The sequence below is a fragment of the Sphingobacterium sp. xlx-96 genome, from assembly GCF_011007365.1.
GTDB classification, from domain to species: Bacteria; Bacteroidota; Bacteroidia; order Sphingobacteriales; family Sphingobacteriaceae; genus Sphingobacterium; species Sphingobacterium luzhongxinii.
This window is the reverse complement of record NZ_WFKM01000012.1, coordinates 165,772-180,910: the sequence shown is the minus strand read 5'-3', so window position 1 is coordinate 180,910 and position 15,139 is coordinate 165,772. Positions and strand designations below refer to the sequence as shown.

Genomic DNA, 15,139 nt, shown 5'->3' with positions numbered 1-15,139 from the left:
TTTATGTATTGGTTTTGGGTTCGTATTGAATGTCATCAATAGCTATTTTAGCTATAATTTCAAGCATGATTTCAGAGGTACCTCCGATGATGGTGCCTACGCGTACATCGCGGTACAGTCGTGCTATCTTGTAATCTTCGGTAAAACCATAGCCGCCGAACAGTTGTAAACACTGGCTGACAACTCTGACAGCGAGTTCGCTGGCCTGCAATTTGGCAATGGAACATTCTTTAACAGCGTATTCGCCCTGTTGTTGTAGGTCGCAACAATGTTGTATAAATGCTTTGGTCGTTGTGATGTCGGCGACCATCTGAGCTACACGGTGTCGTAGTGCCTGAAAGTCCTGTAGCTTCCGGCCAAAGGCCTCGCGTTGTCGCATGTAGTCCAAAGTGTAATCCAGAGCCGACTCCGCCGTAGCTAGACTGTGTATGGCGGCAGTGAGACGCTCCAATTGGAGTCCGCCCATGAGGTACTTAAATCCCGCGTCTTCCTCTCCGATGAGATGGGTAACCGGTACTTGGACCTGGTCAAATCCAAGCTCGGCAGTATCTGAGGCCAACCAGCCCATTTTCCCGATCTTGGTAGCCGTTACTCCTGGACTGTTTCGGTCGATAAGGAGCAGGCTGATTCCCTTGTGCCCTTTTTCGGGACTCGTTTTTACAGCAGTAATGAAAAAATCGCCGTAGTACCCATTGGTGATAAAAGTTTTTGAGCCATTGACAAGGTAATAGTCTCCTTCTCGGCGCGCTGTAGTTTTGATCTGTTGGACATCCGATCCGGCACCGGGTTCAGTGATAGCCACGGCACTGATGAGGTCTCCGCTCAATACAGGGCTTAGGTATCTTTGCTTCAGTTCTTCGGATGCATGTTTAAATAGGTATGGAGCTGACATGTACTGTATTACTAAAGCGGATATAGTAAATCCGCCTGAAAAACAGTGGGAAAGCTCTTCACATAGTATCATAGAAAAATAGAAGTCCAGGTTTAGTCCGCCATATTCTTCAGGATAGTTCAGTCCCATAAATCCCATGTTACCCATTTTCTTCCAGATCTCGCGATCTATCTGTCCTCGCTGTTCCCAACGATCGATTTGAGGAAGGATTTCTTTACGTATGAATGTACGTAGTGTCTCTCGGAATGTTTCGTGTTCTGCTGTCAATAGTGATGCCCGCATATACGTTTAAGTTTACTGGTTATACCTCCCGATAGTATTTTGTTAGTTATTCGGGATAATTGCTAATTTAACCAAAAATGTTTTGTATTTCCTATTTATTTTGATATTTAATACTAAATTTGTTACTTATCACAATGGAGCGATTTGTTCGTTTATCGTGATCGTTGGGGCAATCCCAATTATAAACTTTTAATTCATCATATATAGGGTTTTACGTTATGTCAAGAAGAGTATTTATCGTTGCCGCAAAGCGAACTGCAATAGGTGGTTTTGGTGGCGGATTGTCCAGTCTATCGGCAACAGATCTGGGTGCTAAAGTCGTCGAAAATATTTTAAATAATATTCAGCTAGAAGCCAATGAGGTGGATGAGTTGCTGATGGGAAACGTTATTCAGGCTAATCTAGGACAGGCTCCTGCTAGACAGGTCGCCAAAAAAGGAGGTCTCTCCGACAATGTGTCTGCAACGACTATCAATAAGGTCTGCGCGAGCGGTATGAAAGCTGTAGCATTGGCAGCGCAGGCCATTCGATTGGGAGATGCCGATACGGTACTGGCCGGAGGGATGGAGAGTATGAGCCAGGCGCCATACTATGCGACATCAACGAGGTGGGGAGCCAAGTTTGGCGATCAGACACTAGTGGATGGACTTCAGAAAGACGGTCTCTCTGATGCGTACAGTCAGGATGCGATGGGGGTATTTGCAGAGTTGTGTGCGGATAAATATTCGATAACCCGGGAGGCGCAGGATGCCTATGCTATTTCTTCCTACCAGCGTAGTAAGGAGGCTTGGGAAGCGGGTAAGTTTAAAAAGGAAGTTGTCCCGGTGACGATACAGGGACGTAAGGGGGATGTGACGGTAGGACAGGACGAGGAGTTTGGTCAGGTGAATTACGATAAAATTCCTTCGCTGAGACCGGCTTTTAAAAAGGACGGGACTGTTACAGCAGCAAATGCATCGACAATCAGTGACGGTGCCGCGGTGTTGCTTTTGATGAGTGAAGAGAAGATGCACGCTTTGGGACTGAAACCATTGGTGGAGGTGATTGCCTGTGCGGATGCAGAACAGGCACCGGAGTGGTTTACGACTACGCCGGGTGTAGCGACGGAGAAGGTGCTGAAAAAGGCTGGATTGACGATTGCTGATATTGATTTCTTCGAGTTCAACGAGGCTTTTTCTGTCGTAGCCTTGGCTAATGCGCAGCTATTGGGCATTGATCTCAACAAGGTAAATGTATACGGTGGAGCGGTGTCTTTGGGACATCCGTTGGGCTGCTCGGGGGCACGTATCCTCGTGACGCTTAGCAGCGTGCTGGAACAGGAGCAAGGGACCTATGGTCTAGCAGCTATCTGTAATGGCGGAGGCGGTGCTTCGGCCATGATTCTGAAGCGCGTATAGAGATATACCGTTGAATATAAAGACTTTTTATTCAACTGAAAACGCGTTTTTGTGAAGCGTTGATTTTTTCCTAAATATATAGGAAAACGACGATAGTGAACGTCATTTCGACCTTGTGGAGAAATCTATGGACTGTGTATCGTTAATACATAGCTTCTAGATCTCTCCGCTACGGTCGAGAGGACGGTATAGTTTACCAAGTTGTTTTGTTGTAAGCTGCGTCCCAAAACTTAAATTCCATCCGGGAGGCAGTTACGTAGGCGTCCAGCATTTGCTTACGAATAGCGTCTGTAGTACGCTCGGCAGCAGTATTAACGTAACCGGCTGCTTTTTTTACACCTATTCCGAATTCAGGACCACTGTACGTATCAATCCAATTTTTATAGGGATTATCTGCATGGGTCTGCGTGCTGATTATATAATCGCCAACCTCTTTGTAGATGACAAAGCAGGGGAGTACTGCTGCTAGCGCTACCTCTAAAGGGGCAAATGCCGCTGTACTTTTTAAGAAATGTACATAGTGGTGGCATACAGGTTCGAGATCTGTGCTGGCACTGTCTTCATGTATGCCAAATTGCATAAAATAGCTTTCATGGAGCGCCCGCTCGACAATAAGCGCATTCTTGCCAAAGTCGAAGAAGTCTAACGCTTGGTTGTTGTCCGTACATTTGCTACCTAGGTAGGCAAGCACCCGACCGTAGTGCTCCAGATACCGTGCATCCTGCTGCATATAAAACTGAAACTTATCCAATGGAAGCGTTCCGTTTTTCAGTTCCTGTATAAAAGGCATATCCAATATTTGCTGATATAAGGGTTGTATGGTCTGCCAAGCTTGCTTAGTCCATGTCATATACTATGAGTTTTTGGGGGTTATGAAAGTGATTTAGTGGACCGTTGCCGCGTCCTAAAGCTAAGTGCTGACTACCTTGTATGGCTTTGTTGACATAGTCAAGTGCATTGCCTACTGCTGTCGGAAGTTCTTCACCACGCGCTAAATAGCTTGCTATGGCAGAAGATAGGGTGCATCCCGAACCATGCGTGTTGTCCGTCTCTATTTTTGCAGTGTCAAATTGGATGTCCTTACCTGCGCTCAGGAAGATGGATGAAAGATCATCGCCCGGAAGGTGACCTCCTTTTACAAGGACGGCTTGACAGCCCATTTGTAGGAGCTTCGCTCCGGCAATACGCATCTTGGCTAGACTGTCCACTTGCTCGTTGATGAGGACAGCAACCTCGTCCAGATTTGGCGTGATCAATGTGGCTATCGGAAATAGTTTATCGATACAAGCCTGTATCGTGTCGGCTTGTATCAGTCGGTGGCCACTGGTAGATACCATCACTGGATCAAAGATAATAGGCCCCCTGTAGTCTTTTAGAAAATCAGCGATAAGCTCCACAAGGATGGTGCTGTGTACCATGCCAATTTTGATGGCAGTAGGATATATATCTTCAAATAGGGTCTCGAGCTGATCTTTTATCGCTTGGGTAGGTATCTCGTATATGTTCTTGACACCTTGCGTGTTTTGCACAGGTAGAGCTGTAAGTACGTTCATAGCGTAGCAGCCCAAAGCAGAGATGGTCTTTGTATCTGCTTGTATGCCTGCACCACCACTCCCATCAAAACCGGCTATGGAGAGTACAGAGGCTACGGTGTATTTCTTCGCTTCCATTACAATATATTGTTTTTAATTTTTCTCTTTAAAGTCAATGCTGTTTCTTTGGGATTATCGCTGTGACATATAGCAGATACCACAGCCATACTGGAGGCACCGGCCCGTTGTGCTTCCGCAATGTTAGATTCGTTGATATGGCCAATAGCGACCAGTGGTAAGGTGGTTAATGCCCTTATTCGCTTTATTCCCGAGATACCCCATTCTGTAATGGTGTTTTTTTTTGTGTCCGTACGAAAGACAGGGCTCACGCCCAGATGCTGTACGTACTTTATCTCAGGAGAATCTAACTGTAGGAGGCATTCTATCGACCATCCAATATGAAACCTAGTCCCGTATTGGGCCACGATCTCACTGGGAGGCGTATCTTGTTGTCCCACGTGTATGCCCCAGGCGCCGACGGCAGCAGCGACATCGACAGCGTCGTTAATAACGAGAGGAATTTGATACCTGTCTGTTATTTCTTTTAGCGCCTTTGCCTTTTTAACAAACTCCTGGTAATCTGTGTTTTTTTCGCGCAGCTGTATAATATCTACGCCACCTAGGATAGCTTCCTCAGCTACCTGGAGCCAAGGTAATTTTGTGCAGTCCTGTTCGGACACAACCAGATACAGGGGATATGGAAAGTTAATCTCTTCGGGCATAGCGCTGTATATTAAGTTCGCGTTGTAAGGTGGTGGTATCCAGGTTGTATAGGGCGTCTAACAAATGCATTTGTAAGCTTCCGGGACCTTTAGCGGTTCGTGCAGCCAGCTCGCCTGCCAGACTCAGTACAGCGACTCCGGCAATAGTTTCCTCGACAGTGTCGTTGCGGAGGCCCAAAAAGGCTCCGATGAGCGCTGAGGAGGTACATCCCAGTCCTGTAACTTTTGTCATCATGATATGGCCATTGTGGACTTCGATAATCTCGTTTGCAGAGATGATATAATCTATTTCACCAGAGATACATATGATGGATTTATAACTATCCTGAAGCTTAATAGCAGCATGAAGGGCACTGGAACTGTGAGCGGTACTATCTACGCCTTTTGTGGTAGCTTGACTGAAGTCGGCTAAGGCCAGTATTTCGGAAGCATTGCCCCGGATGACGGTAGGTCGAAGGCTTAAAAGCTGCTTAAGGGCTTCATTGCGGAGTACGGAGATGCCTGCACCAACCGGATCGAGAACCCAAGGGCAGCCTATGGTGCTGGCATGAGACGCGGCTTTAAACATAGATTCGATCCAAGAGGTGCTAAGTGTCCCAATATTGATCACTAATGACCTAGATAGAGCGACCACGTCTTCGATCTCAGCAGGACTATGTGCCATTACCGGAGAGGCACCCAATGCAAGTAAGGCATTAGCTGTATTGTTCATCACAACGAGATTGGTGATGTTGTGTACCAGAGGATTGAGTGTTCTTAGTTCCTCCAGTTGATTAATGATAGAATTTACCATGCGTAAGCCAGATTTAAAAGATATGCGTTTCAAAGGCTTTGAGGAAGTGTCGGCCACAATACAATTGTATTATGCTTTGATAGGTTCTTGCTTTTCCCTACGACGGTACCAACCGTGTCAGGTTCAAAGGGTCTATCTCAGTCCGTAACAACGGACACCCCTAAAGCCAGGGTAAATATAGTCATTTCGGAAAAGAGTAGGGACTTTTTCCGTCATATTATAGTCAGTTCAACTGGAGAATGAAAGTCGAAATCACGGAAAGCAGGGAGGAGAGAGTATTGTTTAAACTCGTATTTTTGTTGGATATGATGTATTTGAGAATCGCCCTATTGCTGATCGTAATGTTTTATGGTAAGGTTGTGGCGCAAGAAATAGATGCCGCTAAATTAATTGGTATATGGAAGTTAGAACGGTCGGGTTTTATTCGAGAGGGGGTGGAAGTGATAAAGGATTTTGATGGGTGCCGTTTGTCTCGAAATTTTGTATTTAGATCGGATAATACGGTGGACTATACCTACTACGAAGGAAATTTGGATACTTGTTACGCTGCCGATGTAGAGACGTATCAGTGGAAGTTAGAAGGAGATACCTTGGTGGTCGAGTTGAGGGGGTATTTTGGGTACTATCTGTTGCAAATTGGGGAAGAGGATGAGCTTAGAATGCAGGCCGTCGAAATAGATAGAAAGCCTACCCGAGACGCACTTATAGATAAAATATTGAATACGGTGCATTTTGATGTGTATCGTAAACAATCAAGCCCCGTAAACTGCGAGGCATGTCGTTTAGTTTTGAAACTGCAATAGAAAAAAGATTTAATGAATAAGATGTATATGAAAAAACTGATTTGTTGTTTTGCTTTTATCTGGGCATTAGGTAGCGTCAAAGGGCAGTCACTCGATGTCAAGATCATACAGGACGGTAAGGTTGTGTTTCCTAGGGATGGTCTGTATGTACTCACACCAAAGAGCTTTTCATTCGAAATAAGGTCTACCGGAGTTGAGGGCTTTTTAGTAGGTGTGACGACAGACGAGTATATTTACAAGTCTGCATTGGGCAAAGCAGATCAAGAAGTGATGTGGTTTGAGGAGACAGGAATGGCCGAATCCTTGTTTAATGCCGATAAGGAGGTTTTTGTGAGTGATGAGGCGCCTAGTTATTGGTATTTTACATCAGCCGAAGACCATCGGTTTGATTTAGGGACAGGTGGAACCACTACTTCCTGGCAAGCATTCCGGACCGTCAACAGTTTTTATGACATGGCAACAGGCGGGTCGGTTTCCGTTAAGAAAATTAAAAAGCCTTTATACTTTTTCTTTTATCTTCCTGTCTACGATGAAGACTATAATCTAGTAGACAAGAAATGCCTATTTAATGCTCAATTGAATTGGGCAAGGCCATTATAACAGTACAGATGTTTGTTCTTCTTTCATCTGTGTTATTAACTTATTGTATCTTGATGAAATAGAATGGTTCGGAGATTGCTTATCTTTTTCTGTTGGTAAAAAGTGTATAGGGTTGATAGAGATCTCCTCCGAGGTAAGTAGGTATTCTTCTTTGAGTTTACCTTCTAATCTCTCGTAAATAGTAAGTTTATAATGTGTCGTCATGAATAATATTCCTCTCTTTTATCAGTATGCTCACCAAATATGCAAAATAAAGGAGTGTTTTACGTGTTTTTTGAGGGTAGTAAACGGGTAGTGTACCTGGTTTTGAGGGGTAGTCGTGTTTGTTTTTTAAAGCTTAACTTATTGTATTTGAGTGTTATATTTGTTTTTTTTGTTTGTAGGCAGAATGGCCGATGTCCCGGATTGTCCCTGGTGTATATTAGTAGGTAATTTTGTTTGACATTTAAGAAAGGTTGTATTTAATTTTTATCTAGCCTTATTCCCATAAGATACATTCAGATTAATCAATCAAGAAAAAGATTAAATAGATTGCAGCTGTATGGTTTATTACGGAGGATACGGGGAAGTGCGTATCAAAACCAATCATGAAATATGGCATATTGATCGGCGATAAGTGCTAAAGCAAACTTTTCGCCGATTCAAAAAAGACAGATAGCTTAAGCTCTAATTAGACCATATTCGATAGCCAGTTTTATTGCAGAGCTAAGATTTGATGTCTTAAATTTTTCAATAAGATTTTTTCGGTGACTTTCTACGGTATGCGGACTGATAAACAATTTTTCCGCAATCTGGACGGTAGTAAGACCGACGGCGGCCTCACCTAATATTTCTTTTTCGCGACGAGTAAGCTTGGGTACACTACTGAGCGCGTCCTTTACCTTTTTGTCTAGCACGGTTTTAGTTTGGGAACAACTAAATCGGTTTCCATGAAGTACGGTTTTTATGCCGTTCAGTATTTCATCTACACCTGCATTCTTCTGTATATAGCCTTGCGCGCCTTCTTGAAACGCGGTATTGATTACAGCATATTCATTATGTACACTCAAGATGATAATATGCATAGATGGAAACGCTGCAAGTAGTGGTTTTATTAAGTCAATTCCATTACTGTCTGAAAGGTTTATATCGAGTAGTAATACATCTATCGGCGTCTCTTCCACACCTCGCTTTAAGGCCTCTGCGCTATGGTAGCAAGCGGTGATCTGAAGGTTTGGCTCTTGGGATAAGATATTTTTTAGCCCCTCTAAAAGCAAGGGGTGATCGTCTGTAATGGCTATTTTAATCATATTTTTCTTTTTTTGGAAATTCAAACTCAACACTGGTCCCGAGGTTTAAACTTGATTGTATATGTAGATTCCCATTTAAAAAGCGAACTCGGGAATTAATATTGTGTAATCCAGCGCTGTTGTTGTTTTTTATCGTGTTGACATCAAATCCTTTACCGTCGTCTTCTACAGTAACCATATATCGGAACTCTTCTTCTACAACCTGAATGATAATTTGATGGGGCTGTGCATGTTTGATGGCGTTGTTGACTAATTCTTGTATGACTCTATAGGTAATCAACTCTTGATCTTTATCCATGGAGTATGTATAGTACAAAAATTGTACATTTATTTCGGTCGAATCGTTCGACATTCGTGAAGCGTAATCAGTCAAAGTCTCTTCAAGACCATAGTTCTGTAATAGATCAGGCATCAGGTTGTGTGCTACACGTCTCAATTCACCGACGGCAATGTCAAGTTGTTCGATAGACCTTGACAATTGCTGTTTTGAAAAATCGTCCGATTTTTCACGAATATGAGAAAGATGTAATTTTGTCCCAGATAATAGCCCCCCTAATCCATCATGAAGATCCCTTGCTAAGCGTCCACGTTCTTGCTCCTGGCCATCAAGCATTGCCGTTAGTGTAGCTATATTTGACCGTTGCCTCTCTTTTTCCAAAGCTAAGCCATGTAGCTGTTCACGTTGCCGCATATGCTTCGTACGTTGTCTATAGGCATAAAACAAGAGTAGTAATAATAAAAATGTAGTCCCAATCAGAATTGTGAAAAAACGGTTTATATTTTCCCGGTAAGAAAGTTCTTTTCTGTAGTTCAGAGCTTCGCCGGCCCGAGTCTCGCTTTCAAGTTTCGAAAGACGCAATACCTGACCTTGTTTTTCAGCCTCCATTTGCGATAGCTCTAACCGTTTGAGGTTGTTTTCTTCCCGAAGTTTTAGGTTTTCAAGCTCCTGTCTTTGTTGTATACCGAGGGCCCGCATGAGTTGTAGCTGTTGTTCCTTTTTCTCGGATTCAAGTTGCAGGTTTTGGAGTTGCTGCATTTGCTTTTCTTTTTCATATTGGGCTTCGAGTCGCTTACTTAGTCCAAGTTTCTCTTTGTTATAAATTGCTTCAAAGGTTTTTAGATAGAGTTTGTAGTAGCGTAAAGCCTCGTGGTTGTTACCTTCGCACTCTGATACATTACTCAGGTTTTCATAAATACTAAGTAGTATGTGTTGGTCAGGAACGGGCTCTTTATTAATCTCTGCGAGTGAAGCAAGTAGGTTGGCTTTGGCTTTTTCATAGTTCTGTTCTTGTATAGCCAATTCAGCATGTATACCGTATGCGGAAGCAACATGATTGTGTTGCCCCGTTTCTAAGCCCTTGGATTGTGCTAACAGTGCATAGAACTGGACGCTCTCTCTGTACTCTTCCGGGTAGAAGCGTAAATAGAGATTTGCTAAGTTGTTGGCTACAAAAGACAGATTAGAAGTAATGGCGAAAGAGTGCTTATTTTTATTGTATACGGCTATTGCCTGCAAATAATATTTTTCAGCTAAGTCTCTATAACGTTGTACATGGGGGTTAGCTGTGAATTGTTGTTCATGCATATAACCCATAGACATATAAGCTTCAAAGATCGCATTTGGATCCTTTTGTTTTTCAGCTATCTTTAAAGATAGGTTTCCGTATTTTTCCTGCGATTCATATTCATTCCAATTGGCATATATGGAAGTTAGTTCTTTATATACAGAAGCTTTGCGAAGCTCTAGTGTAGGTGAAGGGGGGGAGGAGTCAAAATATTGTAATGCCTGAAGAAAACTGCGTACAGCTTCGGCTTCTTTGTTATTTCTAGCCGCCAACCAGCCTTCGCCATACTTTACATAGCCTTTTATTTCAATTTCCTTTGTTTTTTTAGCATATAGTTTGGCCTTGGTAATATTGTCAATTGAGGTTGTTGCGTTGTCCAGTATACGATTATTCATGGCAAGTACGGTATATAGGTAGGCCGTATACTTACCATCGGAAAGTTTAGAAGCAAGAGCTACATTCTCTTCTATAAGAGCTATGGCCTTGTCCTGTTGATTATTGAAAAAAAGTGCCTGTGCGTATTTTCCGGTTAGCTGAAATCGCTCTATACTGGCTTCTCTAGTTTTGTTATAGTCTTTTTTTAGTTGGTTAAGTAGATCTTGTGCTAGGACTAGATTGCCGTAGAATAAAAGAAAGATAATAAGTATGTATACAGTCCCCCTAGAAACTTGCCTTAATAACTTTTTTGCCATGCTAAAGTTGTCCCGATTTGTGAAGATAAGTCAACGAATATAAAGCTTTCTGTTGAAATGAGGGGAAATCTCCTCTATGCTAACTGATCAGCATAGAGGAGATCTGAAAAGTAAAATTAGTCTTCGGTAGTATGAATACGTTGCCCCTTACTGTCGATATAGTATATCTCTAGAGCTTCTGGATCTTCTGCTACAGCTGCCATGTTTTCCGAAAATGTATTCGCAAAAGTGAATTTAAAAGGAATGAGTGTTTTACCGTTCTCGTCAATGTATCCATATTTTCCATCCTTTTGCGCTAGGATGAGGTTGTTTTCAGTAGGCAGATAGATGAATTCAAATGTTTCGCCTATTCTTTTCTTTTGCGTGATGTTGTACAAGACATATTCCTCATCTACAATAGTAGCAAAATTAGTTTTGTTATAATCAGAAATTAACGCATGTTCGATAGGAACAACTATTTTTTGATTTTGATCGATTAGACCACTTTTTTCACCAATCGTGACCATAGCCATGCCATGGTTGAAGAATGATATCATATCATATTTTGCAGGTATAAAGGTTTTACCATCTTTATGCAATAGACCATATTTTTCATTCTGACCATATAGATACTGCTTTGTATTATCGTCATAGTTGAGGTATTCATAGGTAAATGGGATTAATACCTTACCATTTTTATCAATTGCACCATATTTCTCGTTTTTATCAATTGCAAGCGCGACATTGTCGTCTGTAAATATACCGATGTAAGTATATAGCGGTTCGATTATGATATTATCAGATTCGTCTTTCATACCAAACAATTCACCGGATTCTTCACTGTACAGAAAACGGTCCTCGGCCAATTGTGTCTCGGCTGCATCCATGTCTTCACCGGTCATTTCTGTGTAACCATCTGGTACCTCGAAGTAACTATTATCCAATGTTTCATTTTGTACTTTACTTGCTATAAACCCGTTGCCTCCGACCGATAATGATAATACGGCTCCTTTTAGTTGTTTGAAAAATTGGAATTCTCCCCAATAAAGACTAGGTATTTCGTCGGTGTACCAAATCTCTATCAAAGCTTCTTCATTCTCTTCTGTGCCATAGTCTACTTTTAATTGTGCCAGTTTACAGTTGTAGCCGGCTATTTTTTTCTGCTTTCCCGCCACAAGCTTAATCGGTAACAGTTCTTCTTCCTCTTCGATGTTCGTGTCATTAATCAGGTACTCTTCTGAATCTGGTATTAATGCAAAGGAAGAGTTTTCGTTTTTATGCGTGATGTATATAACCCCGCTTAGTGCAGCATTATCTACTCTAAAGTATTCTTTGTTAACCCAAGCAGTCATTAATGCATTGCCTCTGCTTTCCGCTGTCTTAGCGTCAGATTCGGCTAGCACACTGTAGTCAATTCGAAACAGCTTTTGGGATTGTGCCCAGGCACCTGTGAAGGTTAATACTACTGCTGTAATAAATAAAGTTATTTTTTTCATTTTTAGTTCCATTACTTACACAAAGATGCTAATAGTTTTATGCATTTTCTATCCCCGATAACCGCTAATTTTTATCGCTCTAGGAATCAAAATATTGTGGTTCGAAGGCTGTTAAATAAAGAAAGAGGACCATTTAATTTACTGTTTCTTTTAGCTATACGCCTTCGAATCCCTACTTTTGTATATGAATAAGATTGAAGAGATTAATGCGTATATCCAAAATGAACGCGAACAATTATTAGCACATCCGTTATACTCCAAAATTAGTAGTATTAACGATTTACGTTTATTTACCGAAGTACACGTGTATGCCGTTTGGGATTTTATGTCTTTATTGAAAAGTTTACAAAGGCGCCTTACATGCACACAGGTACCCTGGGTAGCTTCAGAATATCCAAATACAAGATACCTTATTAATGAAATTGTGTTGGCCGAAGAATCGGACGAGTATATTGACGGAAGACGGTTAAGTCATTTTGAAATGTATTTGGATGCGATGATTTCAATGGGGGCAGATACCGCTGCTATCGATCAGTTCGTCACCCTTATCAAGCAAGGTGTACAGGTTCGAGAAGCTATAGGTGGACTGGAGGCTGATCCACGTATAAAAGCTTTTTTAGACTATACCTTTACTGTTATTTTTGATGGAGGAGATCACGAAGTTGCTGCTGCTTTTACTTTTGGCAGAGAAGATTTAATTCCAGGCATGTTTAGTGCTATACTCAAAGAAATCCAGGTTCGTTTTCCCGATACTGATTTGCAGAAATTTATCTATTATTTTGAACGTCATATCGAATTGGACGGCGATGAGCATGGGCCTCTTGCTATGCAGATGATTATGGAGCTAGCGGGGGAAGATGAAGCAAAATGGGATACCATAAAAAAGGTGTCAAAAGAGGCTTTAACAAAAAGAATAGCTTTGTGGGATGCCATTTACGATCGTATTGTAGGATGAAAAGTCGGTCGGAGACAACAAAACTTTCATGATTCGATTGAATCACCAACAGATATGAAAGTTCTTGGTGGCCTCTGAAAACATACACTTTCAGAAAAAAAGTAAAGGCAGCTTCGATAAGCAATTTATATATTCAGACCTGTAAAATAATAAACAAAAAATACTAATGGAGTTGAAATGCCCATTAGTATTTACATACACAAGTTATAGTATAGAACTTCACTATTTAATAGTAAATTCTGCAGTCACCAATATTTTCTGCTCAGGCTTACTCTTAAACCAAAACTCTTTACATAACCTATATCTGCCAGCTTTTTTAAATTCATCAGCTAAAATGGATGGAATAGCATATGGCCGTGAATTTTTCGATTTAGGCCTGAGAATTCCAAGAGAATCTTCCCATCCAAGATTTTCGCGCAAAGGCACAATCTGCCATCTGCCATTTACAAGTCGTTCTATTATAAACTGATTAGCAAAATGAAATATTTCTTCTGTCTTATTCATTATTACACATTGTACTATCTTTTTGTCCTCGGTTCGAAGTAGCACATTTGGTAATAGTTGCATCTCAATACTATCTGGACTATTATAGCCACCACCCGTTGCCTGTGTTTTATAAATGTTTAAATTTTCTGTAACTATAGCGGAGGGGTTAACGCTACTACTAGCGTAACTTGACTGAAATAATAGGGTAAAAAAAACCAAGAAATTTATTCGTGTAAACATATCTTAAAATTTAATCTGTAATTAATACCTAGCTAATCCAAAGGTAGTTAAAATATTGTCTGCTTTCGTATTTCTCTGTACTCCAAAACCTTCTATTAACTTGGTCAATTTTTGATTAGCCACTTCTTGTGGAGAGGCGAATTGGACGGCGATGAGCATGGGCCTCTTGCTATGCAGATGATCATGGAGCTAGCGGGGGAAGATGAAGCAAAATGGGATGCCATAAAAAAGGTGTCAAAAGAGGCTTTAACAAAAAGAATAGCTTTGTGGGATGCCATTTACGATCGTATTGTAGGATGAAAAGTCGGTCGGAGACAACAAAACTTTCATGATTCCATTGAATCACCAACAGATATGAAAGTTCTTGGTGGCCTCTGAAAACATACACTTTCAGAAAAAAAGTAAAGGCAGCTTCGATAAGCAATTTATATATTCAGACCTGTAAAGTAATAAACAAAAAATACTAATGGAGTTGAAATACCCATTAGTATTTACATACACAAGTTATAGTATAGAACTTCACTATTTAATAGTAAATTCTGCTGTCACCAATATTTTCTGCTCAGGCTTACTCTTAAACCAAAGCTTTTTACATAACCTATATCTGCCAGCTTTTTTAAATTCATCAGCTAATATGAATGGAATACCATATGGTTGTGAATTTTTCGATTTAGGCCTGACAACTCCAAGATATTCTTCCCATCCAAGATTTTCGCGTAAAGGCACAATCTGCCATCTTCCATTTACAAATCGTTCTATTATAAACTTATTAGCAAAATACAATATTTCTTCTGTCTTATTCATTATTACACATTGTACTATTTTTTTATCCTCGGTTCGAAGTAGCACATTTGGTAATAGTTGCATCTCAATACTATCTGGACTATTATAGCCACCACCCGTTGCCTGTGTTTTATAAATGTTTAAATTTTCTGTAACTATAGCGGAGGGGTTAACGCTACTACTAGCGTAACTTGACTGAAATAATAGGGTAAAAAAAACCAAGAAATTTATTCGTGTAAACATATCTTAAAATTTAATCTGTAATTAATACCTAGCTAATCCAAAGGTAGTTAAAATATTGTCTGCTTTCCTGTTTCTCTGTACTCCAAAACCTTCTATTAACTTGGTCAATTTTTGATTAGCCACTTCTTGTGGAGAGGCGTCTCCTTCTACAGCGAACATGGCAAAAGGTTTATTGTTCGCAAGTTTGTCACCAATACCGACTTTATTGAACTGAAATTCATCAAACTGACTTCTATCAGAACAAGCGTTCAATAATATTAAAGCCAAAAATGTCAATCTCACTAAGATTGCTTTTCTCATAATAAAATAGTTTAAATTTATAAATATAGA

Annotated in this window: 17 protein-coding genes and 1 riboswitch; of the genes, 5 read left to right on the top strand and 12 right to left on the bottom strand. The window is 40.9% G+C overall.

From position 1 onward, the window contains the following. Position 1: 1 nt before the first annotated feature. The gene (locus tag G7B20_RS15990; protein WP_164112421.1) at positions 2-1,174 is read right to left on the bottom strand and encodes an acyl-CoA dehydrogenase family protein; all 1,173 of its coding nucleotides are present in this window, start codon (positions 1,172-1,174) and stop codon (positions 2-4) included. A 218-nt stretch (positions 1,175-1,392) separates the two neighbouring features. Between G7B20_RS15990 and G7B20_RS15985 the strand changes: the two genes are divergently transcribed. Further along, positions 1,393-2,571, top strand: coding sequence for a thiolase family protein (locus G7B20_RS15985; protein ID WP_164112420.1), 1,179 nt, complete (start codon positions 1,393-1,395; stop codon positions 2,569-2,571). Positions 2,572-2,764: 193 nt separating this feature from the next. On the opposite strand, the gene G7B20_RS15980 is transcribed toward G7B20_RS15985, so the two are convergent. From G7B20_RS15980 to thiM, 4 genes are read right to left on the bottom strand one after another with little or no spacing between them, the layout of a single operon-like run. After that, positions 2,765-3,421, bottom strand: a complete 657-nt coding sequence (locus G7B20_RS15980; protein ID WP_164112419.1) for a TenA family protein — start codon at positions 3,419-3,421, stop codon at positions 2,765-2,767. After that, positions 3,408-4,241: a bifunctional hydroxymethylpyrimidine kinase/phosphomethylpyrimidine kinase gene (gene thiD, locus G7B20_RS15975; protein WP_164112418.1), complete on the bottom strand. Its 834-nt coding sequence runs from the start codon at positions 4,239-4,241 to the stop codon at positions 3,408-3,410. The genes G7B20_RS15980 and thiD overlap by 14 nt, the downstream gene beginning before the upstream one ends. Then, positions 4,241-4,885 carry a thiamine phosphate synthase gene (thiE, locus tag G7B20_RS15970; protein ID WP_164112417.1) on the bottom strand — a complete coding sequence of 215 codons (645 nt, stop codon included), beginning with the start codon at positions 4,883-4,885 and terminating at the stop codon, positions 4,241-4,243. Before thiE ends, thiD begins: the two co-directional genes overlap by 1 nt. Further along, positions 4,869-5,678, bottom strand: coding sequence for a hydroxyethylthiazole kinase (thiM, locus tag G7B20_RS15965; protein ID WP_164112416.1), 810 nt, complete (start codon positions 5,676-5,678; stop codon positions 4,869-4,871). The genes thiE and thiM overlap by 17 nt, the downstream gene beginning before the upstream one ends. A gap of 77 nt (positions 5,679-5,755) precedes the next feature. Next, a riboswitch (TPP riboswitch) is annotated at positions 5,756-5,850 on the bottom strand. 67 nt (positions 5,851-5,917) lie between these two features. On the opposite strand from thiM, the gene G7B20_RS15960 reads away from it, so the two are divergent. Together G7B20_RS15960 and G7B20_RS15955 are read left to right on the top strand one after the other, a co-directional pair. After that, positions 5,918-6,481 carry a lipocalin family protein gene (locus G7B20_RS15960; protein ID WP_164112415.1) on the top strand — a complete coding sequence of 188 codons (564 nt, stop codon included), beginning with the start codon at positions 5,918-5,920 and terminating at the stop codon, positions 6,479-6,481. Between the two features lie 27 nt (positions 6,482-6,508). Beyond that, on the top strand, positions 6,509-7,081 hold the full coding sequence (locus tag G7B20_RS15955; protein WP_164112414.1) for a hypothetical protein: 573 nt from the start codon (positions 6,509-6,511) through the stop codon (positions 7,079-7,081). Here G7B20_RS15955 and G7B20_RS15950 read toward each other — a convergent pair. The 4 genes from G7B20_RS15950 to G7B20_RS15935 form a co-directional block, all read right to left on the bottom strand. Then, positions 7,076-7,285 (bottom strand): hypothetical protein, encoded by a 210-nt coding sequence (locus G7B20_RS15950; RefSeq protein ID WP_164112413.1) that lies wholly within the window; start codon positions 7,283-7,285, stop codon positions 7,076-7,078. The two genes, G7B20_RS15955 and G7B20_RS15950, sit on opposite strands and share 6 nt — an antisense overlap. A gap of 455 nt (positions 7,286-7,740) precedes the next feature. Further along, positions 7,741-8,370, bottom strand: a complete 630-nt coding sequence (locus tag G7B20_RS15945; protein ID WP_164112412.1) for a response regulator transcription factor — start codon at positions 8,368-8,370, stop codon at positions 7,741-7,743. Beyond that, entirely contained in the window at positions 8,363-10,627 is a 2,265-nt protein-coding gene (locus G7B20_RS15940) for a sensor histidine kinase (protein ID WP_164112411.1), read from the bottom strand. Before G7B20_RS15940 ends, G7B20_RS15945 begins: the two co-directional genes overlap by 8 nt. Positions 10,628-10,743: 116 nt before the next feature. Then, a complete protein-coding gene (locus G7B20_RS15935; protein ID WP_164112410.1) occupies positions 10,744-12,102 on the bottom strand; it encodes a WG repeat-containing protein in 1,359 nt (452 codons plus the stop codon). 184 nt (positions 12,103-12,286) lie between these two features. Between G7B20_RS15935 and G7B20_RS15930 the strand changes: the two genes are divergently transcribed. Next, entirely contained in the window at positions 12,287-13,057 is a 771-nt protein-coding gene (locus G7B20_RS15930; RefSeq protein WP_164112409.1) for a DUF3050 domain-containing protein, read from the top strand. 222 nt (positions 13,058-13,279) lie between these two features. On the opposite strand, the gene G7B20_RS15925 is transcribed toward G7B20_RS15930, so the two are convergent. Then, a complete protein-coding gene (locus G7B20_RS15925) occupies positions 13,280-13,783 on the bottom strand; it encodes an immunoglobulin-like domain-containing protein (protein ID WP_164112408.1) in 504 nt (167 codons plus the stop codon). Positions 13,784-13,894: 111 nt separating this feature from the next. Here G7B20_RS15925 and G7B20_RS15920 point away from each other — a divergent pair, with 111 nt between their 5' ends. Further along, positions 13,895-14,083: a DUF3050 domain-containing protein gene (locus G7B20_RS15920; RefSeq protein WP_240458433.1), complete on the top strand. Its 189-nt coding sequence runs from the start codon at positions 13,895-13,897 to the stop codon at positions 14,081-14,083. A gap of 222 nt (positions 14,084-14,305) precedes the next feature. Here G7B20_RS15920 and G7B20_RS15915 read toward each other — a convergent pair whose 3' ends face one another. Together G7B20_RS15915 and G7B20_RS15910 are read right to left on the bottom strand one after the other, a co-directional pair. Further along, positions 14,306-14,809, bottom strand: coding sequence for an immunoglobulin-like domain-containing protein (locus tag G7B20_RS15915; protein ID WP_164112407.1), 504 nt, complete (start codon positions 14,807-14,809; stop codon positions 14,306-14,308). Positions 14,810-14,830: 21 nt separating this feature from the next. Then, positions 14,831-15,109 carry a hypothetical protein gene (locus G7B20_RS15910; RefSeq protein WP_164112406.1) on the bottom strand — a complete coding sequence of 93 codons (279 nt, stop codon included), beginning with the start codon at positions 15,107-15,109 and terminating at the stop codon, positions 14,831-14,833. Positions 15,110-15,139 lie beyond the last annotated feature (30 nt).